The 26,174-nt window shown below is 66.7% G+C and carries 29 protein-coding genes and 1 tRNA gene; 17 read left to right on the top strand and 13 right to left on the bottom strand.

Annotated elements, in window-relative coordinates; translation table 11 throughout:
- Positions 1–26: 26 nt before the first annotated feature.
- The 7 genes from AC1RMY_RS17845 (at position 27) to sugE (ending at position 4,778) form a co-directional block, all read left to right on the top strand.
- Positions 27–581: a ubiquinol-cytochrome C chaperone family protein gene (locus tag AC1RMY_RS17845; protein WP_492866755.1), complete on the top strand. Its 555-nt coding sequence runs from the start codon at positions 27–29 to the stop codon at positions 579–581.
- Positions 571–1,125, top strand: coding sequence for a YceD family protein (locus AC1RMY_RS17840; RefSeq protein WP_492866753.1), 555 nt, complete (start codon positions 571–573; stop codon positions 1,123–1,125). The genes AC1RMY_RS17845 and AC1RMY_RS17840 overlap by 11 nt, the downstream gene beginning before the upstream one ends.
- Positions 1,126–1,240: 115 nt before the next feature.
- Positions 1,241–2,311, top strand: coding sequence for a phosphate acyltransferase PlsX (plsX, locus tag AC1RMY_RS17835; protein ID WP_492866751.1), 1,071 nt, complete (start codon positions 1,241–1,243; stop codon positions 2,309–2,311).
- Positions 2,312–2,323: 12 nt separating this feature from the next.
- On the top strand, positions 2,324–3,301 hold the full coding sequence (locus tag AC1RMY_RS17830; RefSeq protein WP_492866749.1) for a beta-ketoacyl-ACP synthase III: 978 nt from the start codon (positions 2,324–2,326) through the stop codon (positions 3,299–3,301).
- 189 nt (positions 3,302–3,490) lie between these two features.
- Entirely contained in the window at positions 3,491–3,805 is a 315-nt protein-coding gene (locus AC1RMY_RS17825; RefSeq protein ID WP_108050887.1) for an integration host factor subunit alpha, read from the top strand.
- A gap of 35 nt (positions 3,806–3,840) precedes the next feature.
- Positions 3,841–4,314, top strand: coding sequence for a MerR family transcriptional regulator (locus AC1RMY_RS17820; protein ID WP_492867185.1), 474 nt, complete (start codon positions 3,841–3,843; stop codon positions 4,312–4,314).
- A 149-nt stretch (positions 4,315–4,463) separates the two neighbouring features.
- Positions 4,464–4,778, top strand: a complete 315-nt coding sequence (gene sugE / locus AC1RMY_RS17815; RefSeq protein WP_492866747.1) for a quaternary ammonium compound efflux SMR transporter SugE — start codon at positions 4,464–4,466, stop codon at positions 4,776–4,778.
- Positions 4,779–4,836: 58 nt separating this feature from the next.
- Here sugE and AC1RMY_RS17810 read toward each other — a convergent pair whose 3' ends face one another.
- The gene (locus AC1RMY_RS17810; protein ID WP_492866745.1) at positions 4,837–5,055 is read right to left on the bottom strand and encodes a hypothetical protein; all 219 of its coding nucleotides are present in this window, start codon (positions 5,053–5,055) and stop codon (positions 4,837–4,839) included.
- Between the two features lie 148 nt (positions 5,056–5,203).
- Here AC1RMY_RS17810 and AC1RMY_RS17805 point away from each other — a divergent pair, with 148 nt between their 5' ends.
- A complete protein-coding gene (locus tag AC1RMY_RS17805; RefSeq protein ID WP_492866743.1) occupies positions 5,204–5,707 on the top strand; it encodes a YciE/YciF ferroxidase family protein in 504 nt (167 codons plus the stop codon).
- 61 nt (positions 5,708–5,768) lie between these two features.
- Here AC1RMY_RS17805 and AC1RMY_RS17800 read toward each other — a convergent pair whose 3' ends face one another.
- The 3 genes from AC1RMY_RS17800 to AC1RMY_RS17790 form a co-directional block, all read right to left on the bottom strand.
- Positions 5,769–5,912 (bottom strand): hypothetical protein, encoded by a 144-nt coding sequence (locus tag AC1RMY_RS17800; RefSeq protein WP_492866741.1) that lies wholly within the window; start codon positions 5,910–5,912, stop codon positions 5,769–5,771.
- Positions 5,909–6,922, bottom strand: coding sequence for a LysR family transcriptional regulator (locus AC1RMY_RS17795; RefSeq protein ID WP_492866739.1), 1,014 nt, complete (start codon positions 6,920–6,922; stop codon positions 5,909–5,911). The genes AC1RMY_RS17800 and AC1RMY_RS17795 overlap by 4 nt, the downstream gene beginning before the upstream one ends.
- A gap of 66 nt (positions 6,923–6,988) precedes the next feature.
- Complete coding sequence (locus AC1RMY_RS17790) at positions 6,989–7,414, bottom strand: DoxX family protein (protein WP_492866737.1); 426 nt, start codon at positions 7,412–7,414, stop codon at positions 6,989–6,991.
- Between the two features lie 238 nt (positions 7,415–7,652).
- On the opposite strand from AC1RMY_RS17790, the gene AC1RMY_RS17785 reads away from it, so the two are divergent.
- Both AC1RMY_RS17785 and AC1RMY_RS17780 read left to right on the top strand, forming a co-directional pair.
- Positions 7,653–8,585 (top strand): ring-cleaving dioxygenase, encoded by a 933-nt coding sequence (locus AC1RMY_RS17785; RefSeq protein ID WP_492866735.1) that lies wholly within the window; start codon positions 7,653–7,655, stop codon positions 8,583–8,585.
- Between the two features lie 78 nt (positions 8,586–8,663).
- Entirely contained in the window at positions 8,664–9,287 is a 624-nt protein-coding gene (locus AC1RMY_RS17780; protein WP_492866733.1) for an alpha/beta hydrolase, read from the top strand.
- A gap of 40 nt (positions 9,288–9,327) precedes the next feature.
- Here the strand turns inward: AC1RMY_RS17780 and AC1RMY_RS17775 are convergent, their stop codons facing one another.
- Together AC1RMY_RS17775 and AC1RMY_RS17770 are read right to left on the bottom strand one after the other, a co-directional pair.
- On the bottom strand, positions 9,328–9,558 hold the full coding sequence (locus AC1RMY_RS17775; RefSeq protein WP_492866731.1) for a transcriptional regulator: 231 nt from the start codon (positions 9,556–9,558) through the stop codon (positions 9,328–9,330).
- Between the two features lie 323 nt (positions 9,559–9,881).
- Complete coding sequence (locus tag AC1RMY_RS17770) at positions 9,882–10,742, bottom strand: LysR substrate-binding domain-containing protein (RefSeq protein ID WP_492866729.1); 861 nt, start codon at positions 10,740–10,742, stop codon at positions 9,882–9,884.
- A 138-nt stretch (positions 10,743–10,880) separates the two neighbouring features.
- On the opposite strand from AC1RMY_RS17770, the gene ilvD reads away from it, so the two are divergent.
- Positions 10,881–12,722, top strand: a complete 1,842-nt coding sequence (gene ilvD, locus AC1RMY_RS17765; protein ID WP_492866727.1) for a dihydroxy-acid dehydratase — start codon at positions 10,881–10,883, stop codon at positions 12,720–12,722.
- Between the two features lie 179 nt (positions 12,723–12,901).
- On the opposite strand, the gene AC1RMY_RS17760 is transcribed toward ilvD, so the two are convergent.
- A tRNA-Pro gene (locus AC1RMY_RS17760) sits at positions 12,902–12,979 on the bottom strand.
- Positions 12,980–13,187: 208 nt separating this feature from the next.
- Here AC1RMY_RS17760 and AC1RMY_RS17755 point away from each other — a divergent pair.
- Positions 13,188–14,006, top strand: coding sequence for a class I SAM-dependent methyltransferase (locus AC1RMY_RS17755; RefSeq protein ID WP_492866725.1), 819 nt, complete (start codon positions 13,188–13,190; stop codon positions 14,004–14,006).
- Here AC1RMY_RS17755 and AC1RMY_RS17750 read toward each other — a convergent pair.
- Positions 13,976–15,241, bottom strand: coding sequence for an O-antigen ligase family protein (locus AC1RMY_RS17750; protein ID WP_492866723.1), 1,266 nt, complete (start codon positions 15,239–15,241; stop codon positions 13,976–13,978). The genes AC1RMY_RS17755 and AC1RMY_RS17750 overlap by 31 nt on opposite strands.
- Complete coding sequence (locus AC1RMY_RS17745) at positions 15,238–16,788, bottom strand: undecaprenyl-phosphate glucose phosphotransferase (RefSeq protein ID WP_492866721.1); 1,551 nt, start codon at positions 16,786–16,788, stop codon at positions 15,238–15,240. Before AC1RMY_RS17745 ends, AC1RMY_RS17750 begins: the two co-directional genes overlap by 4 nt.
- 541 nt (positions 16,789–17,329) lie before the next feature.
- Between AC1RMY_RS17745 and AC1RMY_RS17740 the strand changes: the two genes are divergently transcribed.
- Positions 17,330–17,701, top strand: coding sequence for a DMT family transporter (locus tag AC1RMY_RS17740; protein WP_492866719.1), 372 nt, complete (start codon positions 17,330–17,332; stop codon positions 17,699–17,701).
- Positions 17,698–18,036, top strand: coding sequence for a multidrug/spermidine efflux SMR transporter subunit MdtI (gene mdtI, locus AC1RMY_RS17735; RefSeq protein ID WP_492866717.1), 339 nt, complete (start codon positions 17,698–17,700; stop codon positions 18,034–18,036). Before AC1RMY_RS17740 ends, mdtI begins: the two co-directional genes overlap by 4 nt.
- Here mdtI and AC1RMY_RS17730 read toward each other — a convergent pair.
- Together AC1RMY_RS17730 and AC1RMY_RS17725 are read right to left on the bottom strand one after the other, a co-directional pair.
- Positions 18,023–19,213, bottom strand: a complete 1,191-nt coding sequence (locus AC1RMY_RS17730; protein WP_492866715.1) for a glycosyltransferase — start codon at positions 19,211–19,213, stop codon at positions 18,023–18,025. The two genes, mdtI and AC1RMY_RS17730, sit on opposite strands and share 14 nt — an antisense overlap.
- Positions 19,214–19,251: 38 nt before the next feature.
- On the bottom strand, positions 19,252–19,812 hold the full coding sequence (locus AC1RMY_RS17725; RefSeq protein WP_492866713.1) for a polysaccharide biosynthesis/export family protein: 561 nt from the start codon (positions 19,810–19,812) through the stop codon (positions 19,252–19,254).
- Positions 19,813–19,994: 182 nt separating this feature from the next.
- Here AC1RMY_RS17725 and AC1RMY_RS17720 point away from each other — a divergent pair, with 182 nt between their 5' ends.
- Positions 19,995–22,166: a GumC family protein gene (locus AC1RMY_RS17720; RefSeq protein ID WP_492866711.1), complete on the top strand. Its 2,172-nt coding sequence runs from the start codon at positions 19,995–19,997 to the stop codon at positions 22,164–22,166.
- A gap of 10 nt (positions 22,167–22,176) precedes the next feature.
- On the opposite strand, the gene AC1RMY_RS17715 is transcribed toward AC1RMY_RS17720, so the two are convergent.
- Positions 22,177–23,409: a GNAT family N-acetyltransferase gene (locus tag AC1RMY_RS17715; RefSeq protein ID WP_492866709.1), complete on the bottom strand. Its 1,233-nt coding sequence runs from the start codon at positions 23,407–23,409 to the stop codon at positions 22,177–22,179.
- Between the two features lie 133 nt (positions 23,410–23,542).
- Here AC1RMY_RS17715 and AC1RMY_RS17710 point away from each other — a divergent pair, with 133 nt between their 5' ends.
- Positions 23,543–24,598 (top strand): polysaccharide deacetylase family protein, encoded by a 1,056-nt coding sequence (locus AC1RMY_RS17710; RefSeq protein WP_492866707.1) that lies wholly within the window; start codon positions 23,543–23,545, stop codon positions 24,596–24,598.
- An 87-nt stretch (positions 24,599–24,685) separates the two neighbouring features.
- Here AC1RMY_RS17710 and AC1RMY_RS17705 read toward each other — a convergent pair whose 3' ends face one another.
- The gene (locus AC1RMY_RS17705; RefSeq protein ID WP_492866706.1) at positions 24,686–24,895 is read right to left on the bottom strand and encodes a DUF2842 domain-containing protein; all 210 of its coding nucleotides are present in this window, start codon (positions 24,893–24,895) and stop codon (positions 24,686–24,688) included.
- A 129-nt stretch (positions 24,896–25,024) separates the two neighbouring features.
- Between AC1RMY_RS17705 and AC1RMY_RS17700 the strand changes: the two genes are divergently transcribed.
- Positions 25,025–26,086, top strand: coding sequence for a COX15/CtaA family protein (locus tag AC1RMY_RS17700; RefSeq protein ID WP_492866705.1), 1,062 nt, complete (start codon positions 25,025–25,027; stop codon positions 26,084–26,086).
- The last annotated feature ends 88 nt before the right edge of the window (positions 26,087–26,174 follow it).

The raw sequence follows: 26,174 nt of genomic DNA, 5'->3' as shown, positions 1-26,174 counted from the left end.
GCCGCCAGCCGGAGATGCGGTTTCGAATGTTTGGTTTGTTCGGCAAGCGGAAAGACAGGCAGGCGCCGGTCGATGCGTTGTTCAAGCGCATCGCCGAGGCGTCGCGCCAGCCTGCGCTCTATCTCGCCGGCGGCATTCCCGACAATTTCGAGGGACGCTTCGAATCGCTGACGCTGCACGTCTTCCTCGTGCTCAGGCGCCTGCGCGAGTTGCCGGCTCCGGCCGCAGATCTGGCGCAGGAGCTGGTCGATGCGTGCTTTGCCTATCTCGAACTCGGCTTCCGCAATGGCGGTATCAGCGACATCGCCGTGCCCAAGCGCATGAAGAAGATCGGCCAGATGTTCTATGGCCGCATTCGCGCCTATGAGACGGCGCTGGAACGTCAGCGCACCGAGGATCTGGTCGAAGCGCTGCGCCGCAATGCGAGCGCCGATCAGACGTCGGGCGAGGGCGCGATCATGCTCGCCGCCTATGCCGGCCGCGCCCAGGCGCATTTGGCCGGGCTCGACCTGGAAGCGATCCTCAAAGACGGTGCCTTGTTTCCGGCGCCCGCCGTCATGGAGGCCAGCCATGGCGCCTGATGCCGCCTCGCCCCTGCCGCTGCGCCGGCCCGTCCGGATCGAGGATATCAAGCAGCGCGGGTCCCGGATCGCGGTCCAGGCCGATGCGGCCGAATGCGCTGGGGTCGCCGGCATGCTCGACCTGCCGTCGGTTGAGAAGCTCGAGGCGCGCTACCTGCTCACGCGCAACGGCGAGCGGGTCAAGCTCGAGGGCGAGATCGAGGCGGCGCTGCACCAGACCTGCATCGTCACCCTCGATGCCTTCCCGGTGACGCTCTCCGTGCCGCTGAAGCTCGATTTCGCTCCCGAAGAGCCCGAGACGCCGCGGCGCCGGAGCGCCGACGAGGATGGCGAGATCGACATCGAGGTTCGCCTGAACGAGGACGACCCGCCCGAGCCGATCGTCGACGGCGTGATCGATCTCGGCGCGGTGACGCTCGAATTCCTCGCTCTGGCACTTGATCCCTATCCGCGCAAGCCCGGCGCGGCCTTCACCGAGCCGGCGCCGGAAGAGCCGCCGGAATCGCCCTTCGCTGCGCTTGCGCGGCTCAAGCGCGACGAATAACGGCGCTTGCCCTCTTAACCATGGCTTGCGGCTCACGCCTAACTCGCTATTGTCCCGCCCGCATCGAGCCGCCCCGGAATGAAGGTCGGCCGCTCCTGGGATCAACCATCACTCCATGACACGACCGGTTACAATCGCGCTCGATGCGATGGGCGGGGATCACGGCCCCTCCATCGTCATCCCCGGCGCCGCGCTGACGCTGGAGCGCCGCCCCGATGCTCGCTTCGTGATCTTCGGGGATGAGGCACAGGTCCTGCCGCTGCTCGACCAGCATCCGAAGCTCAAGGCCGTCACGACCTTCCACCACACCGAAGTGTCGGTGAAGATGGACGACAAGCCGAGCCAGGCCCTGCGCTATGGCCGCTACAAGTCCTCGATGTGGCGCGCCATCGACGCGACCAAGACCGGGGAGGCCGACGTCACCGTCTCCGCCGGCAACACCGGCGCGTTGATGGCGATGTCGAAGTTCTGCCTGAAGTCGATGCCCGAGGTCGACCGTCCTGCCATCGCCTGCCTGTGGCCGACGGTTCGCGGCGAGAGCATCGTGCTCGATGTTGGTGCGACCATCGGCGCGGACGCCCGCCATCTCGTCGATCTTGCGGTGATGGGCGCTGCGATGGCGCGAGTGGTGTTCGATCTGGATCGCCCGACCGTCGGCCTGCTCAATGTCGGTGTCGAGGAGATCAAGGGTGTCGAGGCGGTGAAGGAGGCCGGGCGCATCCTGCGCGAGGGCAACGTGCCGCATCTGAGCTATCACGGCTTCGTCGAGGGCGACGATCTCGGCAAGGGCACCGTCGATGTGGTGGTGACCGAGGGATTCACCGGAAATATCGCGCTTAAGACGGCGGAGGGTACCGCCCGGCAGATCAGCTCTTATCTTAAGGCTGCGATGAGCCGCTCGCTGATGGCCAAGATCGGTTATCTGTTCGCGCGCGGCGCCTTCGCGGCGCTGAAGGACAAGATGGATCCGCGCAAGGTCAATGGCGGCGTGTTCCTCGGCCTCGAGGGCATCGTCATCAAGAGCCATGGTGGCACGGATGCGATCGGTTTCGCCAGCGCGACCGAACTTGGCTATGAGATGGCGCGCGAGGATCTGATGGCGAAGGTCCGCGAGATGGTCGCGGCCTCGGCGCGTCAGGAAGCGTCGATGCAGCAAGCGGCTGCGCAAGCACCCGCCGCCCAATAGGGAAACGCGTATTTGTCTATCCTGCGTTCTCAGATCGTCGGCTGCGGCTCCTATCTTCCAGCCCGTATCGTCACCAATGCCGAATTGGCCGAGCGTGTCGATACGACCGACGAATGGATCGTCCAGCGCACCGGCATCCGCCAGCGCCATGTCGCGGCCGAGGGCGAGGCCACCTCGACGCTCGGCCTCAGGGCGGCGCAGGCGGCGCTGAGCGATGCCGGCATGGACGCCAGCGAGATCGACATGATCATCGTCGCGACCGCGACGCCGGACCACACCTTTCCCGCGACGGCGACGCAGATCCAGGCGGCGCTCGGCATCGATAACGGTGCAGCCTTCGATCTCCAGGCGGTCTGCTCCGGCTTCGTCTTCGCGCTGGCCACCGCCGACAAGTTCCTCTCCTCGGGCGCGGCAAAGGCGGCACTGGTGATCGGGGCCGAGACCTTCTCGCGCATCCTCGACTGGGAGGATCGCACCACCTGCGTGCTCTTCGGCGATGGCGCCGGGGCCGTGGTCATGAAGGCGGCGCCGGGCGAGGGCACGCTGGCCGATCGCGGCGTCCTTGCGACGCATATCCGCTCGGACGGGCGCTACAAGGACAAGCTCTATGTCGATGGCGGGCCGGGCTCGACCAAGACGGTCGGCTTCCTGCGCATGGAGGGCAAGGAGGTCTTTCGCCATGCCGTCGTCAAGCTCGCCGAGACGGTGCGGCACACCTTTGACGAAACCGGGCTGAGCGGCGCCGACATCGACTGGTTCGTTCCGCACCAGGCCAATCGCCGCATCATCGACGCGACCGCCGACAAGCTCGGCATCGGCCATGAGCGTGTCGTGGTGACCGTCGATCGCCACGGCAACACCTCGGCCGCCTCGATCCCGCTGGCGCTGGCCGAGGCGCATCGCGATGGCCGCATCAAGCGTGGCCAGCTCGTCCTGATCGAGGCGATGGGCGGCGGCTTCACCTGGGGGTCGGCGCTGATCCGCTGGTAAGCCGGCAAGGCAGAAAATTGATCGGATTTTCCCGATTTTCTAGCCATTTTCATGCAATTTTTATATGGGCGGCGCACATGCGCCCGTTCGAGCATTGACCGCGGCAGCGGCTGCGCCTAGCGTCCGCCGTCCGTAATGGCGAGAGCAGGTGGCAAGCCCATCGGCCGCATAACGCCTTGGAGGATATGGATGTCGGGGCAAACGGTTACGCGGGCCGATCTGTGCGAGGCCGTGTATCAGAAGATTGGGCTGTCTCGGACGGAGTCGTCGAAGCTCGTCGAGGCGGTGCTGGATGAGATTTGCGACGCAGTCGCCCGTGGCGAGAACGTCAAGCTGTCTTCGTTCGGGTCCTTCGTCGTGCGCGACAAGGGCGAGCGAATCGGGCGTAATCCCAAGACGGGTGTCGAAGTTCCGATCGAGCCGCGTCGCGTGATGGTGTTCAAGCCCTCGAATGTGATGAAGGCCCGCATCAACGGGCAGTTGGGCGAGGGTGAAGACGAGTGAGCCTGGAGTTCCACAACGGCGATACCGAGGCCGACATGGACACCAAGAGCGCAGATGCCTTCCGGACCATCAGCGAGGTCGCCGAGGACCTCGACATACCCCAGCATGTGCTGCGTTTCTGGGAAACGCGCTTTTCCCAGATCAAGCCGCTCAAGCGCGGGGGCGGCAGGCGCTATTATCGCCCCGACGACGTAGCGCTGCTCAAGGGCATCCGCCGGCTGCTTTACGGCGAGGGCTATACGATCAAGGGGTTGCAGCGCATCCTCAAGGAGCAGGGGCCGCGCCATGTCCAGGCAATCGGCCGCGGCGCGCCGATCGGCCCTCCGCCGTCGGAGGGAGGAGGCGCCTCCTCGCGCCCTCCGGGCGACGCCGGGCCGAAGCAGCAGGCACGGGCACAGGTGCCGCCCGGCCTCGACGACATCACGCTTCTGACCGCCGTGATGGCTGAACTCGGTGAATGCAAGCGCATCCTCGACCGTGCACTCCAGCCTGCGGCCGAGACCGCCTGACAGGCAAAAACGTCGCGCCAGCGACGCTTGAATGCGGCTGGCTTGCGGGATAGATCGGCTGCGGAGGACGACCTCTGGCGCCAGTGAATATCCTCGGCGCTTCCCTTCCAGGCGTGGACGACCTCGCCCCTTTCACGAGGAGCGCCGTCATGGCCTGGCTCTATCTCTTCATCGCCGGTCTGTTCGAGGTCGGCTGGGCGATCGGCCTGAAATACACCGACGGCTTCACCAGGCTCATGCCGACGGCACTGACACTTGCCAGCATGGTGGTCAGCCTCGGCCTGCTCGGCCTCGCGCTCAAGGAACTCCCGGTCGGAACGGCTTATGCGGTCTGGACCGGTATCGGCACGATCGGCACCGCCGCTCTCGGCATTGTCCTGCTCGGCGAGCCGGCGACCGTGATGCGGCTGGTCTGCATCGGGCTGATCGTCGCCGGCATCGTCGGGCTCAAGCTCGTCGCCTGAGACGGCCGGGTTCGAGCGCGCGCCGATCAGATTGCCGAGCAATCTGATCGGATCCGGCTCAGCGTCGCCGCCAATCCTCGGGCCAGTAGCCGTTGCGCTCCAGCAGGACGATGAGCACGATCACCGCGAGCGTGACGGCGAGCGTGAGCACCTTGGCGTTCCACGGCGTGCCGCGGCCGATCAGCCAGATCAGGGTCAGGCCGATCATGAGGGGGACGAGCATCTCCATGAGGAGAGCGTAGAGCAAGCTGCGCCGGGACGGAACGGGGACTGACATCGTGTCCGCAAGCGAACAGCCGCGAGAGGCAAAGATGTCGGCCGAAGTGGAACCCATCCCGGCGGCATACGTTCGCTCCAGGGGAAGCGCATCGCCTCCAGGGCATGCCGGCCTGTCTCAGCCCATCGACACGCGACAGGAGAATGACATGGGACTTTTTTCCAAGGACATCAAGACGATGGATGATCTCTTCGTCCATCAGCTGCAGGACGTCTATTACGCCGAGAAGCAGATTCACAAATCCCTGCCGAAGATGATCGAGAAGGCGACCGACGCCAAGCTCAAGCAGGGCCTTGAGGCGCACCGGGCCGAGACCGAGGGCCATATCAAGCGGCTCGAGCAGGTCTTCAAGCAGCATGGCGCCGAGGTGAAGGCGGTCAACTGCCCGGCGATCGACGGCATCCTCAAGGAAGCCGACGAGGTTGCGGGCGAAGTCGCAGACAAGCAGGTGCTCGATGCTGCGATCATCGCCGCCGCCCAAGCGGTCGAGCATTACGAGATCACCCGCTACGGCACGCTCGCAGCCTGGGCCAAGCAGCTCGGCCGGGCCGACTGCGCCGCGTTGCTCCAGCAGAACCTCGACGAGGAATTTGCGGCGGACGAAAAGCTCTCGAAGCTTGCCGAGTCCGGCATCAACCGCAAAGCCGCCTGACGGCGTCCGTTCCTTCAGCAAGTGACGCCCGCGACGGATTCCCGTCGCGGGCGTTCGTCGTTCAGGTCGGGTTTCCCGGATCTCCCGGCGGGACCTTCGGCGGCTTGTCGCTGAAGCGGCCATGAGCCCAGTAGCCTGCGAGCGCTAAGCCCAGCGGGATCGAGACCAGCAGCAACACGGTGAGGAAGCCCCAGTCGCCGGTCATGGCGCAACCTCGGCTGGTTCTGAGGGAGCGGACGCGCCGCGCGGCGAGATCGCCAGCGATCCTTCGATCAGGGGCTTCATCCGCCCGAGTTCGACAGCCATGAAGTCGAGGAAGAGGCGGACGCGTGGCGAGTGCCTCAGGTCGGGATGCGTCAGGAGCCAGAGATCGGCCGAGAAGCCGGGATCGGGCGCCGCCAGCCGCGTCAGGCCGGGCTTCGTATCGGCGATGAAGCAGGGCAGGAAGCCGATCCCGATCCCGGCCTCGACCGCCTCCGACAGACCCAGCACGGTGTTGACCTTGTAGACGATGCGCTCGGGCGCGACATGCTGGGCGAGATAGCGCACTGCCTTCAGCCCGGCGAACTGCTCGCCGAGCGAGACCCAGCGATGCTTCCACAGCTCTTCGATAGGCACCGTGCCGGCGTCGCTGAAATCGGCGGCGCGGCCATAGAGCGCCCAGGCGATGCGGGCGGCCCGGCGCCCGACCAGCGTCTCCGGCGGGTTGTCGGTAGCCCGGATCGCGACGTCGGCGTCGCGCTTCGACAGGTTGAGCGACTGGTTGCTGAGCAGCATGTCCAGCCGGATGTCCGGGCATTGCACCAGAAAGGCGGCGAGGACCGGCGTCAGCAGGTCGACCAGCAGCGTGTCGTTGGTGGTGACGCGCAACTCGCCGGTGGGCTTGATGTCCTGCCCGGCGAGCTTTAGCGCGAACGCATTGATGTCGCCGTCGAACCGCTCGGCCAGTTGCGCCATTTCGTCACCGGCAGGCGTGGCGACATAGCCGCTGCGATGGCGCTCGAACAGCTTGATGCCGAGCGCCTCCTCGATCTGGCCGAGGCGGCGGAAGACGGTCGAATGGTTCAGGCCGAGTGTGATCGCGGCGGCCGGCAGGGCCCGCTTTTCGGCGATCGCCCTGATCAGGCGGAAATCATCCCAGGCGAGCGCCTTCGTCGGCAAGGTCTTGGTCGGCAGCGTCTTGTTCGGCGTGTTCATGCGGGTACTGTCAGGCATGGCTTCGCCGCCATCAAGGCCTTGGCCCTGATGGCGGCGATGAGGCAGCAGGCTGGGCCGTGTCGCTCAGGCTGCGGCGGGCTTGGCCGAAACCGGCAGCGGCGCAGACTTCAGAGCCAGGGCGCCGTCGCCGATCAGGCCATGGGCCAGCGCGGCGAGCGCCAGGAAGGCCGGATACTCCCAACCACCGTTCGGAGCGTTGAAGACCCAGCCGTTGGGGGCGTGGATCGCGAGCGCGCCGAGCAGAACCGGCAGCAGCAGGATCGAGACATAGCGGCCATAGAAGCCGGTGAGGATCGCAAGGCCGCCGATGAGCTCGGCCAGGATGATCGGCCAGGCGAGGAAAGTCGGCAGGCCGACCTGTCCGAGGAAGCCGGCGAAACCGGCCGGGGTGAAGATCACGAGCTTGAGATAGGCATGGGCGATGAACATCAGGCCGAGCGCGACGCGCAGGCCAAGGGCACCATAAGGGGCGAGGCGATTGTCGATCATGATGGCAGTCTCCAGGAGCGGGACCGGGCTGGTCTCGCCACAAGAGATCGCTCTCGCCGTTCTGCAATGCAAACGGTGAAATGACAATGATTACATTGCAGATGTGCAATAACTTCACTCTGGCGCTTTGGCTGCACCGGACCAATCTTCCTGGCCAACGAGGCGACCGCCTCAAGGGATCGCCCGAGGGGATCGCCCAAGGGGATTGCCCCCAAGCGAGCGTTGGAGGAGCTTCATCATGCAGATCAACGGCATTCATCATGTCACGGCGATCGCCGGCCCGGCGCGCCGCAATCTCGACTTCTACGGCCGCGTGCTCGGCCTGCGTCTGGTCAAGAAGACCGTCAATTTCGACGATCCCGGTACCTACCACCTGTATTATGGCGATGCCGCCGCGGCTCCGGGGACGATCCTGACCTTCTTCCCCTGGGAGCATGCCGCTCCCGGCAGGCTCGGCGTCGGCGAGACGCAGGAAACGGTGTTCCGGGTTCCCGCGGCTGCGATCGGCTACTGGACGCATCGGCTCGTTGAGCATGGCGTGCCGCATGATGCGCCGGTCAAGCGCTTCGGCGAGACGGTGCTGGCCTTCCGCGATCGCGACGGGATGCGGCTTGCCCTCGTGGGCGTGCCCGGCATCGAGGCCGAGCCCGCCTGGGCTGGCAGCGATGTCCCGGTGGAGCATGCGATCCGCGGCTTCCACAGCGTCAGCCTGCTGCTCGAGGATGCGGCTCCCACGGGAGCGATCCTGAGCGACGTCTTCGGTTTCCGCGAGATCGGCCGCGAGGACACGCTCATTCGCTACCGCACTGAGGGCGCTTCGCTTGGAAACGTCATCGACCTGCGCGTCGCTGGCGGCTTCCTGCCGGCGCGCCAGGGCGCCGGCTCTGTCCACCATGTCGCCTTCCGCGCCGCCGATGACGCGGCTGAGGAGGAGATGGTGCGCAAGCTCGCGGAGAACCACGGCATCCGCACGACGGAGCAGAGGGATCGGAACTACTTCCGCTCCGTCTACTTCCGCGAGCCTGGCCACGTGCTCTTCGAGATCGCGACCGACATCCCGGGCTTTGCCGTCGACGAGCCGGCCGAGAGCCTCGGCCAGGCGCTGAAGCTCCCGGCCGGGTTGGAGACGCAGCGCGAGCGGATCGAAGCGATCCTCCCCGCCCTCGTCTGAGAGCGCCGCCGCCCTGTCCATGTTCGGGCAGGGCGGTGGGTTCCTCTGCCGATGTGCCCTCTCTTTGCGAAGGAGATCATGATGGACGCCGTCGCGACCACCGATTTCATCCATGTCTACGAGCCCGGCGCCGATGCGGGCCGACCGCCGCTGCTTCTGCTGCACGGCACGGGCGGCGACGAGCGCGACCTGCTCGGCCTCGGCCGGACGGTAGCGCCCGGCGCAAGCCTGCTCTCGCCGCGCGGCAAGGTGCTGGAAGGCGCGATGCCGCGCTTCTTCCGGAGGGTCGCCGAAGGCGTCTTCGACGAGGACGACCTGCGCCGCAGGACGCATGAACTCGCCGACTTCGTCGGGGAGGCCCGAGCGCGCTACGGGCTGGCGGCGCCGGTCGCGGTCGGCTTCTCGAACGGGGCGAACATAGCCGCGAGCCTGTTGCTGCTCCGTCCGGAAGTGCTCGCCGGCGCGGCGCTGCTGCGCGCGATGTCGCCCTTCGCCGACCCGCCGCAGGCGGAGTTGGCGGGCAAGCGCGTGCTGATCCTCTCCGGTGCGATGGATCCGATCGTGCCGGCCGACGATGCGCAGCGTCTGGCGCGAACCCTGTCGGGCAACGGTGCCAGCATCGATCACCGGGCTCTGCCGGCCGGACACGGCCTGTCCCAGCCCGATATCGGTCTGCTCAAGGGCTGGCTGATGGGCGCCTGACGGGAACAGTGGCGGCGCTCGCGCGCCGCCACGCATCATCCTATGTCGCGGCTGCGGCCGCCTTGCGCTTGGGCGCCTTGGCGGCCGGAGGCGGGGCGGGGGGCTCGGCGGCCTGCTTGGCCAGCCGCAGGGCCCGCAGCGCCTCGATCTTCTTGCGGGCGGCGGCCTCCTCGGCCGCGATCCGGCCGCTCGATTTCTGTTTTTCGCGGGGTGCTTCCTGGACGGTGTTCACATCGTGCCAGGCGCGTGTTCCTCGGCCGTCTGCTGCCATCGCTGCATTCCTTCTGTCACACGCTGTAGCCTTAAGCTTACGCGCGAATGCACACGGATACGAGCCGCATTGCGGGCCGCGTGACAGGCTGCCCGCAGGTTCAGTCGATCAGCGGCGTGATGATCGCCATCGCGATCGCCAACACCGCCAGGGCACGGGCCAGAACGGCCCATTGGCCCGACAACCGGAACTCAAGAGAACGCGACAGGGCACGCATGAAACGACTCCCGACAACGCGACAGGCTGACGTTGGGTCATAAGCGCGGCTTCGGCAAGCAATTTCGGGCACCAAGCCTGTGGACAAGGCCGTGCGGACATAAGGCTTAGTCCTGAGGCGGACCGAGCGATTCCTGCAGGAAGCTCGTCATCGCGCGCACGGCTGGCGCCTGCCTTCCAGGGGCGCAATGGAGCGCGATCTCGGATGCCGGTAGCTCCGGCATGCCGTCGCCAGCGCCGAGCAGGCGCAGCCCTGCACGCGCCGTTCCGGCTTTCACGATCGTCACAGCGGCGCCCGAGGCGGCCATGGCCTCGACTGCGCCGATGCTCGAGCTGCTGAACAGGATGCGCCATGGCAGGCCGGCGTCGTTCAGGGCGGCGAGCGCCCATTCGCGATACATGTTCGGGGCCTTGAGCAAGGCGAGCGCGATCCGGGATGTCGGGTCGAAATCATGCCGGTCGGAGCAGGCCCATGCCGTGCGCTCCGTCCGCAGGACCTCGCCACGCCCGTCGCCGCGCTTCTGCGTCGCCAGCACCAGATCGAAATCCTCGCCGAGATTGTCGAGCAGGTCGCGGGTGAAGCCGGTCGTGACCTCGAGCTCGACATCCGGATTCATCCGCGCGAAGCGGGCCAGCGGTTGCGGCAACACCTGTGTCGCATAGTCGTCCATCACCGCGAGCCGCACCCGCCCGGCGACGTGGCGGGCATTGACCACGTCGAGCGCCTCGTCATGCAGCGCGACGATCCGTCTGGCGTAACCCAGGAAATCCTCGCCGGCGCGCGTCAACAGCACTTCATGCGGCGAGCGCTGCAGCAGGCTTTGCCCGGCGAGCTCCTCCAACCGCCGGATCTGCGTCGAGATCGTCGACTGGCTGCGGAACAGCGCGGCTCCCGCCTTGGTGAAGCTGCGCAGTTCCGCGATCGTCAGGAAGCAGCGCAGCAGGTCGATATCGATGTTCCGAAGCATATCCCGTTCTCTTCGCCGCCCCAGCATGGACCGCGCCGATCGGAAGGATCGGATTATTCGATTTTGAAGCTGGCGCGGTGCCGCTTATGACGTTCGTCCGGTTTTCGCCGCGAGATCAAGACGACAAGAGGTCGAGACATGCCCGCCTATCGCTCACGCACCTCCACCCATGGCCGCAACATGGCCGGCGCCCGCGGCCTGTGGCGCGCGACGGGCATGAAGGACGGCGATTTCGGCAAGCCGATCATCGCGGTGGTCAACTCCTTCACTCAGTTCGTGCCGGGCCACGTCCACCTCAAGGATCTCGGCCAGCTGGTCGCGCGCGAGATCGAGAAGGCGGGCGGCGTCGCCAAGGAGTTCAACACCATCGCGGTCGATGACGGCATCGCTATGGGCCATGACGGCATGCTCTACAGCCTGCCCTCGCGCGAGCTGATCGCCGACTGCGTCGAATACATGGTCAATGCCCATTGCGCCGACGCGATGGTCTGCATCTCCAACTGCGACAAGATCACGCCCGGCATGCTGATGGCCTCGATGCGGCTCAACATCCCGACCGTCTTCGTCTCGGGCGGGCCGATGGAGGCCGGCAAATACATTGCCGAGGGCGTGCTCAAGAAGGTCGACCTCGTCGATGCGATGATCGCGGCCGCCGACAGCAAATACAGCGACGCTGAGGTCGAGACGATCGAGCGCTCGGCGTGCCCGACCTGCGGCTCCTGCTCCGGCATGTTCACCGCCAATTCGATGAACTGCCTCACGGAGGCGCTGGGTCTCGCTCTGCCCGGCAACGGCTCGGTGCTCGCCACCCATGCCGACCGCAAGGGCCTCTTCGTCGAAGCCGGCCACTTGATCGTCGATCTCGCCCGCCGCCATTACGAGCAGGACGACGCCTCGGTGCTGCCGCGCAATGTCGCAAGCTTCAGGGCCTTCGAGAACGCGATGACGCTCGACATCGCCATGGGCGGCTCGACCAACACGGTGCTGCACCTGCTCGCCGCCGCCCATGAGGCCGAGTGCGACTTCACCATGGCCGATATCGACCGCCTGTCGCGGCGCGTGCCGGTGCTCTGCAAGGTCGCGCCCTCGGTCGCCAACGTCCATATGGAGGATGTCCACCGTGCCGGCGGCATCATGGCGATCCTCGGCGAACTCGACCGCGCCGGGCTGATCGACACCTCGCTGCCGACGGTCCACAGCGCGACGATGGCCGACGCCCTGGCGCGCTGGGACATCGCCCAGACGCATAGCGAAAGCGTGCGCAGCTTCTACAGCGCAGCGCCGGGGGGCGTTGCGACACAAACGGCCTTCAGCCAGGATCGTCGCTTCGAGGAGCTCGATCTCGATCGCGAGAAGGGCGTCATCCGCAGCAAGGTGAACGCCCATTCGCAGGATGGCGGCCTCGCTGTCCTCTTCGGCAACATCGCACTCGACGGCTGCATCGTGAAGACGGCGGGCGTCGACGCCTCGATCCTGAAATTCTCAGGCCCGGCCGTGATCTTCGAGAGCCAGGATGCGGCGGTCGAGGGCATCCTCAACAACAAGGTCAAGGCCGGCGAGATCGTGCTGATCCGCTATGAGGGGCCGCGCGGCGGGCCGGGCATGCAGGAAATGCTCTATCCGACGAGCTATCTGAAATCGAAGGGCCTCGGAAAGGCCTGCGCGCTCGTCACCGACGGGCGCTTCTCGGGCGGTTCGTCCGGGCTCTCGATCGGCCATGTCTCGCCGGAAGCGGCGGAGGGCGGCGCGATCGGCCTCGTCGAGAGCGGCGACATCATCGCCATCGACATTCCGAACCGCAGCATCTCGCTCCAGGTCTCGGACGAGGAACTGGTGAGACGCCGCGCTGCGATGGAGGCGAAGGGCAAGGACGGCTGGAAGCCCGCCGCCCCGCGCAAGCGCAAGATCTCGACGGCGCTGAAGGCCTATGCGGCGATGGCGACGAGTGCCGCGAAGGGGGCGGTGCGAATCGTCGAGTGAGCGGGGGCATTGGGGGACGGAGGCATAGGGGCGCCGATGCCTGCGCAGGCGGGGCGGCTCTCTCCAGGCACGTGTCGACGACGTAAGGCCCGCCGTGATGCGGGCCCTGAAACCGGACAATGGATAGCCACGACCCCGGTTACTGCGGGTCTGCAAAGTTCCGATTCTCTTGGGATTTATGGTCGGAGCGAGAGGATTCGAACCTCCGACCCCTTGTCCCCCAGACAAGTGCGCTAACCGGGCTGCGCTACGCTCCGACGGCTCGGCTTATAGTGGCGGGTGCGCGCGGATGCAATCCGCTTCGGCCGTTGATTCACGTTGATTGTCCGCCTTCGTGAATTGAGCCGTTGCGGCACAATGCGAGCGCCCGTCCATTAACCCTCGATTAAGTCTGCGATTGCGGGCTTGACGCGATGCCAGCATGGTTTTCCGCGGGACGGGGAGGTCACCCAGGCGGAGAAGGCCATGTCACTGGCGACAGTCACGCAGACCCGGGCTCGGCCCGCGATCCGCCCATCACTGCAATCGACCGGTTCACTCGAAAACGTCTTCCGCGATCTTGCGCCGGATTGGCACTCGCAATGGGCCTGGGAGAATTACGAGGACACCATCCTCGAGCTTTCCCGGCGGTTCGGCCTGCGCCGCGTCTGTGAGATCGGTGGCGGGCGTGATCCGCTGTTCACGGCCGAGCAGGCGAGGCGCCGTGGCATCGACCTCACCGTCAACGACATCGATGCCGGCGAACTGGCGTTGACGCCGGCCGGTCTCAAGACCGCGCGCTTCGACATCGCCGGCGATCTTTCCGAGCCCGACATCGCGCGCGGCGGCTATGACCTGATGATCTCGCGCATGGTCTTCGAGCATGTGGCGGATGTCGAGCGTGCCTGGACCAACATCCATGCCCTGCTCGCGCCGGGCGGCGCCGCGCTCGCCTTCTTCCCGACGCTCTGGGCTCCGGTATTCGCGCTGAATCACGTGCTGCCCGAGAAGGCCTCGCGCGCCATCGTTCACGCGCTCTATCCTGCGCGGCGTGCGGATGGCGACGATCCGAAGTTTCCCGCTCACTACGACTGGTGCCGCGGCAGCCGTGCGAAGCTCGAGCCGATGCTCCGGCGCGCCGGCTTCGACGACATCCATGTCCAGCGCTTCTGGGGGCATGATTACTTCAAGCGAATGCCCGGGCTGCGCCAAGCCGACCACGCCTTCAATGCATTCGCAGCGAAGATCGGCTGGGATTTCGTGACCACCCACGCCTATGTCATGGCGCGCAAGGCCCGCGACTGAAGCGGTCTGCCCGGAACGGACGAAGCCGGCACTGCGGACAACCCCCAGATCAGGCCGATCAGCAGGTAGAAATGCCGCCAGTGATCGGTGTCGATCTGGACGCCCTGCAGGATTGTCACAAACAGCACGGACCAGATCGCGATCGCCTGCATCTGCAGCGGCGAGCGCCGGAAGACGAGCCGCCAGCCGGCATGAATGGTTGCTGCGGTCAGGGCGAGCCACGCGAAGCCTCCGAGCCAGCCATAGGAGGCGAAGGCGTTGATGTAGACGTTGTGCGGGTCCTCGGGAAAGATGAAGCGGAAACGCAACGGGCCGAAGCCGTTGGGCGCCTCGAGCAGCAGCGGGATCGAGCGCAACTGGCTGCCGAACCGGCCTGTCACGCCGAGATCGTAACTCTGCTCCAGCGAGGCGCGGATCTCGAACACCGAGCGGATCGATTCGAAGGAGAGCGCGACCAGCAGCGCCGCCACCGCGAGCCCGACGGCCAGCAGAGCCAGGCCGACGATGCGGGCTCGCTTGCGCGCGCTGTCGGAGGCGAGATAGGTCAGCGCCGTCATGATCAGGACCGAGAGGACGAGGTGGCCCCAGGCGCCGCGCGAAAAGGTCAGGAACAGCGCCAGCAGCGGGACGCTCATCGCGAGGAGGCCGCGCAGGAGGCTGCTGCGCCCCGTCAGCACATGCTGGAGCGTGAAGGCGATAGGCAGCACCAGGAAAGGCCCCAGCACGTTCGGGTCCTTGAAGGTGCCGGACGCCCGACTGGCATAGCTGAAGACGGAGCCGAGGCCGGCGACGTCGAAATAGCCGAGGATGCCCGCGATCGCCGCATACCATGCGGCGACCATGTAGCCCTTGCGCAACGTCTCGATCCGGCCGGCCGGATCCTCGGCCATGATCGCCGCCACCACGACGGAGGTGATCATGAGATAGACCGAGACGGCGGTGAAGCGCACCGAGGGCGCCTCGTCCATCCAGGGGATCAGCGAGAAGACGCCGCCGAGATTGTAGAGCAGCAGCAGGACGATCAGCGGCAGCAGCTTCTGCGAGAGCTTGATGCCGGTCAGCAGGAAGGCGAAGACGACGAGCAGGAACACGAACTCGTAAGGTGACGGCTCGATCAGCGCGAGCCCGCTGGAGGCGCCGAGCAGCCAGAGTGCCCCGCGCTGGATCGAGGCATAGGCGATCAGCGGCCCACGTCGAACGGAAGCGGGTCCGGCGCTGTCCGCGAACGCGCTCAATACGCGTTCTCGGTCTTCGTCATCAGCGACAGCGGCGTCTTCACGAGGATGTAGAGGTCGAGCAGCACCGACCAGTTCTCGATATAGTAGAGGTCATGCTCGACGCGGCGCTGGATCTTGTCCTCCGTGTCGGTCTCGCCGCGCCAGCCATTGACCTGCGCCCAGCCGGTGATGCCGGGCTTGACCTTGTGCCGGGCGAAATAGCCATCGACCACCTGCTCATAGGCGCGGTTGGAGGCCGTGGCATGGACGGCGTGGGGCCGCGGGCCGACCAGCGAGAGATCGCCTCGCAGGACCACGTTGAGCAGTTGCGGCAGTTCGTCGAGCGAGGTCTTGCGGATGAAGCGGCCGACGCGGGTGACGCGGGGATCGTCCTTGGTCACCTGCTTGGCCGCCTTCTGGTCCGCCATATCGTGATAGAGCGAGCGGAACTTCAGCACCTCGATCTGCTCGTTGTTGAAGCCGTAGCGCTTCTGACGGAACAGGATCGGACCCTTCGAGTCGAGCTTGATCGCGATCGCCGTCACCAGCATCACCGGCGAGAGCGCGATCAGCGCCAGCGTGCCGACGACCTTGTCGAAGACCCATTTGACCACGATGTCCCAGTCCGCGATCGGGCGGTCGAAGACATCGAGCACTGGCACCGCACCGAAATAGGAGTAGGAACGCGGGCGGAAGCGCAGCTTCGACATATGCGCCGAGAGGCGGATGTCGATCGGCAGTACCCAGAGCTTGCGCAGCATGGTGAGCAGCCGCGCCTCGGCCGAGATCGGCAGCGTGAAGATCACGAGGTCGAGCTTGGTGCGGCGCGCGAACTCGACCAGATCGTCGATCGTGCCGAGCTTGGGGTATCCCGCGACGAGATCGGGCGAGCGGTCGTCATTGCGATCGTCGAATACGCCGCAGATGCGCAGGCCCGTGTCGCGCTGCGCTTCCAGCGCGCGGATCAGCGCCTCGCCACCTTCGCCGCCGCCGACGATGGCCGTGCGCCGCTCCAGCCGCCCGGTGCGGGTCAGATGCCGCACGCCGAGCGTGACGATCAGGCGCTCGCCGAGCAGCGCGGCAGCGCCCGCGCTATAGAAGCCGAGCAGCCAGACGCGCGACACCTGATCGCCGATTTTCAGGAAGAAGAAGACTGCGAGTGCAATCAGGAAGAGCAGGCTCCAGCCGCTGAGGAGCCTGACCGCCATGGCGATGAAATTTCTGAGTGCGCCGACATGGTAGAGATGCAGCGCCTGGAAGGCGACGAGCGCTCCCACGGCCAAAGCCGGGATCGTGATCTGGTAGGGCAGGGTGCTGTCGACATTGCCGGCGGCGTAGAGCCAGTAGATCAGCCCGCCAGCGCCGACGACGGCCAGCACATCGAGGAGCCGTACGAGCCCCTCGATCATCACTGGCGAGAGCGTCGGCTTGACCGGGATCGCGGCGATCCGCTCCGCCAGCGGATGGAAGATCCGCGTGCCGCCGCTGGACGGACCGAACATCTCCGGCGTCGCCGAGGCGGCGGCATCCGCCTTGATCAGATCGCGGACATCGAAGGCACCCATGACGTCAAATCCCTGGTCGCTGCAACCGTGGTCGCTGTCGGCGCCGCCGGACCCGTTGCCTTCGCCGGCCCGCCGATCTTGCCGCTGACGTAACCGAAAATGCTCACGGAAGGCTTAATCGGACCGATCGCTGTTTCGGCAGGCGCTTCGGCTGTTCCGGCACATGCTGGCCGGGTGATTCCGTCGGGCCTTTGGGCTCCCAAAGAAAACTCGATTTTTCCTTGGCTGATCAATGTATTGATGCAGGTGTCGGGGTCTGGTTTTTATGACTGTTTTCGCTGTGGAGATTGTCCTGAAGTTGTTTCAGGTTGACGAGAAGCAATGTCCAGGCTATATGTTTCTGCGATGAGTGTCTGATAAGCACATTTTTGAGCGATCAAGTTTCTGGTCCTGGCGACCGAGAAATGATTGCCGTGCTGCTTTCGCGGTAGTTTCCGCCGAAGGCCTTTTTATCCGGACCTGATCTCAAAACTCCAACTCTTGCCTAGCTGCCTCCGCGTCACACCCGTGACGCCCAGCGCCGGCTTCGCCCGTGTGCAACATGTCTACCCATTGGTTCTTCCTGCTCGCGGCCATTGCCGTCGAGATCGTCGCGACGGCCGCGCTGAAGTCGTTCGTCTCGGCTCCCTGGCTGGTGGCTTTCCTGCCGCTCGCCCTGATCGGCCTGTCCTTCGCCCTGCTCAGCATCGCGCTGCGCGTCATCCCGCTGGCTGTCGCCTATGCGGTCTGGGAGGGGCTCGGCATCGTCGGCATCGCCGTCATCGGCCATCTGCTCTTCGGCGAGCATCTGACCGCCGGCCGCCTCGTGGCGCTGGCCGCGATCCTCGCCGGCATCCTGCTGCTCGAACGCGGTGTCGGCGACGCCCATGCCGACGAGCCCCGCAATGCCCGCATCGACGGGAGGCTGGTGTGACCATCGCGCTGATGCCTCAGGCGCTGGCCATCGCCTGGCTGGCGCTGGCGGTCGTGCTGGAAGTCGCGGGGTCCTGCCTGCTCAAGCTTTCCGACGGCCTGCGCCGCCGCCTGGTCGGCCTGCTTGGAATCCTCATGGTGATCGGCGCCTTCGCTGCGTTGGCGCAGGCGATCCGCGGCATGGATCTCTCGGTCGCCTATGCGGTCTGGGGCGGGGCGGGGCTCGTCGCAACCGCGATCGTCGGCGCACTCGCCTTCGGCCAGCGCATCAGGCCGACGGGCTGGGCCGGGATTGCCCTGGTGATCGCCGGCATTCTGGCGCTCAAGCAGCTTTGACCGGGCGCTCCGGCCAGGCCTGGCTGCGCTTGGCCTGCGCATCGCGATAGGCTGCAATCACGCCGTCGATCATCGAGTCGAGCCGGAAGTTCGCGCGCACATGCTGCGCGAGATCGGTCGCCCCGGCGGCTCGCTCCGCATCAGGCGTCGCCAGCGCCTTTGCGATCGCATCGGCAAGGATGACCGGATCGTTGGTCGGAATCAGCCGGTGCCTGTGGCGCGGGCCGTAGATCTCGTTGATGCCGCCGACATCGGTGGAGATCAGCGGCTGCGCCGCTGCCGCCGCCTCGAGAATGACATAAGGCAGCGATTCCGCCCGCGATGGCACGACCATCACATGGGCCCGCGAAAGCGCCTTGCGGATCGGCCCGGGTGGCTCGAACACGCATTGCCCGGCGATGCCGCGCGATACGGTGAGCGCGCGCAGCGCCGCTTCGTCCGGGCCTGAGCCGACGATCAGGATGCGCGGCGTCAGGCCGTCGCGGCTCTTGAGCAGGCCGAGGGCGTCGATCAGCGTGTCGATGCCCTTCGCCGAGCGCAGTTCGCCGAGATAGACGAGGTCGAAGGTTGCGCCCGCATGGTCGATCGGTTCGAACTCCGGGTCGGAGATGCCGTTCAGGACGATGCGATGATCGGTGCGTGGCATATGGCCGATATGGGCCTCGAAGCGTCCGGCGATAAAGCGGCTCTCGAACAGGAACATGTCGGTGGCGCGTTCGAGCAACCGCTCGACGGCCATGTAGACCTTATGCTCGGTTCCACCGGGCTTGTAGTTGAAGCTGCCGCCGTGAGGCGTGTAGGCGGTGACATAGCGGTGCCCGGGGCTGAACAGGGCCGGCAGCCGGCCATAAAGCCCGCCTTTGGAGCCATGGCAGTGGACGATGTCCGGGGCGAGCCGCGAGCGCACCGAGATCGCGCTCATCTGCGCCCTGGCGTCGGTGAGGCTGGGGTAACGCGACATCGGCACCCGCGTGATGCCGAGCGTCAGCTTGCCCTCGAGTTCGGCGAAGACGTCGTCGGCGCGCGTGCCGCCGGTCGTGGAATCGCAGAAGATGCCGACATCGTGCCCGCGCTCCGCCTGGCCGCGCGAAAGATCGAGCACATGCCGGAAGAGCCCGCCGAGCGGGGCTCGGAAGACATGCAGAATCCGCAGTGGCGGCAGCGAAGCATCCGTCATTCAGAAATCTCCGGTATGCAGAAATCCCTGGGACGCGCTCAGAACCAGCGTTCCTTGATGACGATCGTGTCGCCCGGCTGCACCGGGTAGGTGATCGGCACGCTGGCCGTGACGAGCTGGTCCTCGACCTGCCGCGTCACCTCGGCATAGGCGCGCTGGCCGCGCGGTGTGAAGCCGCCGGCGATCGCCACCGCCGTCTGCACCGTCATGCCGTGGACGTAAGGGAACTGGCCGGAATTGGTGACTTCGCCGAGCACGAAGAAGGGGCGGTAGGTATCGACCTCGACCGAGACCTTCGGCTCGCGCAGGAAGCCAGCCCGCAGCCGTCCCTCGATCGCCTTTTCGAGCTGCTGGGTCGTGCGTCCCTGCGCCTCGACCGCGTCGATCAGGGGCATGGAGATCTTGCCCGAGCCGTCGACGGCATAGATGTTCGAGAGATTGTCCTGGCCGAAGACGATGACGCGCAGGCGGTCGCCGCTGGCGAGGCGATAGGGCCCGCTCGGCTGTGCGAGCGTATAGTCGGAGGCCGCGTAGCGGGGCGCGCAGGCGCCTGCCGTCATGGCGACGGCCAAGGCGAGAGAGGCGAGACGTCGACTCATCACAAGCATACCCATGCGGAACCCGGGCGAAGCATGGGCGCAATATGGTTAACAAAGGCTTCAGGGTCGCCGGGGCGGCGGGACCGGGGTCCGTCCCTCTTAACCCCGCACTAACCTTACTGCGCTTTCATTGACGCAGCGTCCTGTCCAGGGCGCGAGAGTTTTGCGTGAATGGATGGGTCATGACCGCTCAAACCGAGAGCCTCGGCCGGGAAGAGTTGGCGCGCGACGGTGAAGGCCGCAGCGAGATGCTGGACCTCTCTGCGCTCTGGGCTGCGATCAAGAGGCGCCGGATGTGGATCATCGGTCCTACGGTCGCCGTCTTCGCGCTCTCCTCCGTCGCCGTGAACCTGGTTTCGCCGCGCTATACCGGCGAGGCCCGCATCCTGCTCGAGAATCGCGGCGGCTTCTTCACGTTGCCGGGGCAGTCCTCGCCCGACAGCGCCGGTCAGTTCGACGCCGAGGCGGTGCAGAGCCAGGTCCAGCTCATCATGTCGCGCGACCTCGCCCGCGAGGCGATCAAGCGCATCGGCCTCGTCGGTAATTCCGAGTTCGATTCGGGCGCCGGCGCGTTGAACGCGCTGCGCAAGGTCGGGGTTCTCGTCGGCCTCGGCGGCCATCCAGCCGACCGTTCGCCCGAGGACCGCGTGCTAGAGAAGTATTTCGACCGCCTCCTGGTCTATCCGGTCGGGCGCTCGCGCATCGTCGCGGTCGAATTCACCTCGCAGGATCCGGCGCTCGCCGCCAAGGGCGCCAACATCATCGCCGCGACCTATCTGGAGATGCAGGAGGCCGCCAAGCAGGATTCGGCCCGCAGTGCCTCCTCCTGGCTCTCGACCACGATCGAGCCTCTGCGCAAGCGCCTGGCCGAGGCCGAGGCCAAGGTCGAGGAATTCCGCTCGCGCAACGGCCTCTTCGTCGGCGCCAACAACACGACGATCAACGCCCAGCAGCTCGGCGACCTCTCGACGCAGCTGTCGGCGGCCCGCAGCCAGCAGGCCGAGGCGCAGGCCAAGGCCGGGCTGATCCGCGATGCGATCAAGCAGGGCCGCACCTTCGAGATCCCCGATGTCGCCAACAACGAGCTGGTGCGCAGGCTGATCGAGCAGCGCGTCAATCTGCGCGCCCAGATCGCGCTCGAATCGCGCAACCTCCTCTCCGAGCACCCACGCATCAAGGAATTGAATGCCCAGCTCGTCGATCTCGAGGGGCAGCTCCGCGCCGCCGCCGAACGCGCCGTTCGCACGCTGGAGAACGAGGCCAAGATCGCCGGCCAGCGCGTCGAGAGCTTCACCGCCGCGCTCGACGGACAGAAGAAGAGCGTCTCGACCGGCAATGACAGCGAGGTGCAGTTGCGGGCGCTCGAGCGAGAGGCCCGCACTCTGCGCGAGCAGCTCGAGCAATACATGCTGCGCTATCGCGAGGCCGTCGCCCGTGACACCCAGAATGCGACGCCGGCCGATGCGCGCGTGATCTCGCGTGCGATCGAGCCGACCGAGCCGTCCTTCCCGAAGAAGCTGCCGACGGTGCTGGTGGCGACGCTCGCGACCTTGCTGGCCTCGCTGGCCACGGTGGTATCGCGCGAACTGCTCAACGGCCGCCGCGACGCGCCGATCCCGCAGCCGCGCCGGGCGCCGGGCTGGGTCGGCGGCATGGCAACCGGCGCGCCTCGCGCCGAGGACAGCCCCGTCGATCCGCGCCGCGAGCGCGTCGCGGGCCTCCTGACCCATGGCGGCCGCCTAGGCCATATCACGCTCGATCTCGTCCATCCCGAGCAGACGTTGGCCGATCTCGCCGAGCGCATCGAGGAGCCGGCGCGTGGCATGGCGCCGATGGTGCTCGTGCTCGACGGAGCCGGTGAAGGCGCGACGACGCCACACGACCTGGCCGAACTGCTCTCGCAGCGCTGCCTCTGCATCATCGTCGATCTCACCGCCGACGAAGGCCGCAGCCAGCCCGGCTTCTCCGAGCTTCTGGCCGGCGAGGCGCTGTTCTCCGACATCATCACGCGCGAGCCGGGTTCGCGCCTGCACCGCATCGGCCCCGGCCGCGCCGGGCGCGCCGCGGTCCTGGCAGCCTCCGACCTTGTCGAGGTTGCGCTGGACGCGCTCTGCGAGACCTATGACTGGGTGCTCGTCGCCGCCGCTTCGAACGACGAAGGGGCCGTGCTGTCGCCGCTGGCGCGCCGGGCGCAGGGCGGCCTCGTCATGGCCGGGCAGCTGGGCAACGGCCACGCCGTTGAGGCGGCCTACCGCCTGGCCGATCTCTCAAAGGCGCCGGTGACGCTGATGCTGGACGCACCCGCTACGGCGCCGATGCACGGCCTGCGCGAGCGCGACGCCGCGTCAGTCTGACTTGGGCGGCCTAATCCTCGACAGCGCGGCTACGCCCGCGGTTCAGTATGCCCAATCCCCGATGCGCGATCTTCAGCGCGAGCGGCGAGGCCTTGATCCGCCGCTTGGCCTCGCGCTTGGCGCGGCTGAACCAGGCGAAGGCGTGCCCCTTGGCGGTGAGCGGCAGGAAGCTGTCGACGAGCTCGTCGCGCTGGTCGCAGATCGTCGTCTTGTAGCGGGCCTCGCCGACGCCGAGATCGAACATGGTCGTGCCCTCGCGGCATTTCAGCTTGATCAGGTCGACCAGCAGGATTTCACCCGGGCTTGTCCTGGCGACCTTGCTCTCCATGTCGAAGGAGGTCGCCATCCCCGAGAAGCGAGCGCCTTGGACGGCGCCGACATAGGTCGCGACGGATTGGCCGGCGACGTCGAGCGAATACAGTTCAAGCACCGGGGCCGATGCGCCGTCCGCCCGGGCACCTCGCTCCAGGAAAGCGCGAACCGCCGGCGCAGCGAAGGGATCAGGCACGCCCATCATCCTGAAGCGCGCGGCCTTCTGCCGGAGGAAGGCGTCGATCACCCTGTTGATCTCGGCGGGCTCGCGTGCCCGGACGACCTCGGAGGGGCCGAATTCCGCGAAGCGGTTGCGCTTGTTCTTCAGCTTCTTGTGGGCATGGCTGCTCATCGAGCGCCGCAGCGAGCCGTCGCCGTCACCCGGAACGAGCGCAAGCTTGTAGGCGCCGCTCGGGCTCGGACCAGCCGCCAGCGCCGCCAGCGGATTGGCGATGCCCTGCCACTGCGTCGGCTGGTTGACGAAGATGAAGGCGTCGAGCCCGCCAATCCGGCCGCCGATCTCATCCAGCATCAGCCGCATCGCGCTCGCGTCCAGCTGCGCGGCGAAATCGGGCGCGTAAAGGCCCATATGGTAATTGGCATGCTTGCCGCCGATGAATTCGGCGAAGCGGATGCCGTTGCGGCGGGTGATGACCAGCGGCAGGATCGCGAGAGGCTCGGCCGAGGCATCCCGCACGACGATATGGCGGAAGCTCATGCCTTCCGCAGCGCCGACTGTCTCGACGAAGGGGCGCACCCAGCCATAGGCCTGATAAGGGGTCACCAACGCACGGGTCTCGAGCAAGCGCCAGTCGGCCTCGAGCGAGGCGATATCGTCGGTTACCGTGATGATGTGCCAGGGCCGTGCGCCAGTGGCGTCACGGTTTTCCGTCACGAGCGGGGCCGAAGAGCGTTCGACAATTGCGGACATGGATGGGCCGGCCTGAGAAGCGGACGATGCCCTCTCCTTAACCCGCTATTGTGAACGGACTGGGCAAGATCGCGCTTCCTCGACGCCGGGATCGGCGAACAGCGTTAGCGAGCGGTTGCCGCGGATCGGACAGATGAACCTGCGCCATCAAGCCTTCTCCGCCGCCTTCGCGGCGATCACGGCGATCGGCGCCGACCGCTGGGGCAGGAGGCTGGCCCAGGGCACCGGCGTCATCCTGACCCTGCACCATGTCCGCCCGCAGCGAAGCGAAGGCTTCCGCCCCAATGGCATCCTCGAAATCACGCCCGAATTCCTCGACCGCGCGCTGACGCTGATCCGCGCCGAGGGCTACGATCTCGTCTCGCTCGACGAAGCGCTGCTGCGGCTCGCCGCCCCTCGCAAGAGCCGCTTCTTCGTCTCGCTCACCTTCGACGACGGCTATCGCGACAATGTCGAGCATGCCTGGCCGGTGCTGGCGAAGCATGGCGCGCCCTGGACGCTTTTCGTCACGACGGGCTTCGCCGACCGCACGGCAAGGCTCTGGTGGCTGGAGCTGGAGGAGGCGATCCGGGCGCTGCCGGAGCTTGACCTAGCGCTGCCCGACGGCCGCTTCATCGCCCGCAGCGGCAGCGACGCCGAGAAGCAGCGAGCGTTTGACAGGCTCTACTGGCGTCTTCGAAAACATTCGGAAGCGATTCTGCTGTCAGCGATTTCGGATCTCGCCGCTCGGGCGGGCATCGATCCCGCCGCGCTGGTCGAACGTGAATGCCTGCCCTGGGAGACGCTGCGGGCGCTCGCCGGCGCGCCCGGCGTGACCATCGGTGCTCACACGCTCAGCCATCCGATGCTGGCGAAGCATGATGAGGCTTTCGCGCGGGCCGAGATCAGCGAGGGCAAGGCACGGCTGGAAGCTGAACTTGGCATGCCCATCCGGCACTTCGCCTATCCGGTCGGCGATCCGACCTCGGCCGGGCCGCGCGACTTCGCGCTGGCACGGGAGGCAGGATATGCCAGCGCCGTGACGACGCGGCCGGGTCATCTCTTCCCCGAACACGCTGCGCATCTCCACGCACTGCCGCGCGTCTCGCTCAACGGCCTTCATCAGAGCCAGGCGGCTCTGCGCGCGTTGCTGTCGGGCTTGCCGTTCTGGCTCTGGAACCGCGGGCGGCGGGTCAATGTGGGGAGATGAGCGCGTCATGCTCGGGCTTGACCCGAGCATCTCCTGGCAGAGATTCTCGGGTCTACGCTGCGCTTCGCCCGAGAATGACGGAGCTCTTCAAGCCCCGTCCTTCCGCTCCATCCACCGGATCAGGGGCAGCAGCGGCAGGACCCAGGCGAGGCCCAGCGCAACATAGGCGATCGTCTGCACGAGCTTGGGCGCCTCGGTGATCCGACCCTGCGCGAGGGCCATCGCGACGAGCGCGTAGACGCAGACGAAGACCAGGATCGCGACGGTGCCGATCAGCTTGCGGTGGGTTTGCCTCATCACGCGATCTCCTGAGCGCCTGCCGGCCTGCGGCAATGCGGGCGTTGTCTAAAGCCCGGCGCGCGGACTATCTGTCACCTGCCAACGCGCTTGTGAAGCGCCCCCGACGCGACCGAAGGCCCCGCTTCCGTGACGATTGCCATCGAGAAACCCCCTTCGATCATCCTGCAGGGTGGGAGACATGCCGGCATCCGCCGCTGGCTCTGGATTGTCGCCGCGCTCGTCTTCGTGATGGTGATCGTCGGCGGCGCGACGCGGCTGACGGGCTCCGGCCTCTCCATCACCGAATGGAAGCCGATCACCGGCGCGCTGCCGCCGCTCTCGGCCGAAGCCTGGGCGAGCGAGTTCGCGAAATACCGCGAGAGCCCGCAATACAGGCTCCTCAATTCGGGCATGAGCCTCGGCGAGTTCCAGTTCATCTACTGGTGGGAATGGGGCCACCGCCAGCTCGGCCGCTTCATCGGGCTGGTCTATCTGCTCGGCTTTCTGGTGGTGGCCGCCCGCCGGCTGCTGCCCTGGCGGCCGACGCTGATCCTGTTCGGCATGGGCCTGCTGCTCGGCCTGCAGGGCACGATCGGCTGGACCATGGTGGCGTCCGGCCTGCAGCCCGGCATGGTCGCGGTCGCGCCGGTCAAGCTGACGCTGCATCTCACCTTCGCCGGCTTGTTCTTCGCCTCGGTCATCTCCTTCGCGACCTGGCTGACGCCGCCACGGCATCAGGAGAAGAGTGGCGGGCGCGGCGTCGCCATTGCGCTGCTCGCGCTGCTTTTCGTGCAGATCGCGCTCGGCGGCCTCGTCGCCGGTTCGAAGGCGGGACTGACCTACAACACCTGGCCGCTGATGGATGGCGCGCTGGTGCCGCCCGCCGCCAACCTCTTCGCGCAGAACCTGCCGCTCTGGGAGAACTTCGTCGACAACCCGGTGCTGGTGCAATTCAACCACCGCCTCGGCGCCTATCTGCTGCTGGCTCTGGCGCTCTGGCATGCGCTGGGGATGCGCCGCGCGAAGCCGGGTTCGGGCGCGGCGAAGCGTGCGACGGTGATCGCCGGCCTGACGCTGGCGCAAGGCGTGCTCGGCATCGTCACGCTGCTGCTGGCCGTGCCGCTCTGGGCCGGCCTCGCCCATCAGGCGCTCGCCTTCCTCGTGCTGGCGATGGGCGTGGTGCATGTCACGCGGACGCGCAGGGCCTGAAACGCGCGACCTTTCCCGTCATGCTCGGGCTTGTCCCGAGCATCCATGTCTTGAATACGACCTTCGACCAGCGAAGACGTGGATGGTC

The sequence above is a fragment of the Allobosea sp. GW822-FHT03F07 genome, assembly GCF_058801345.1.
Note: the sequence above shows the minus strand (reverse complement) of the source record. Positions and strands in the feature narration are given on the sequence as shown.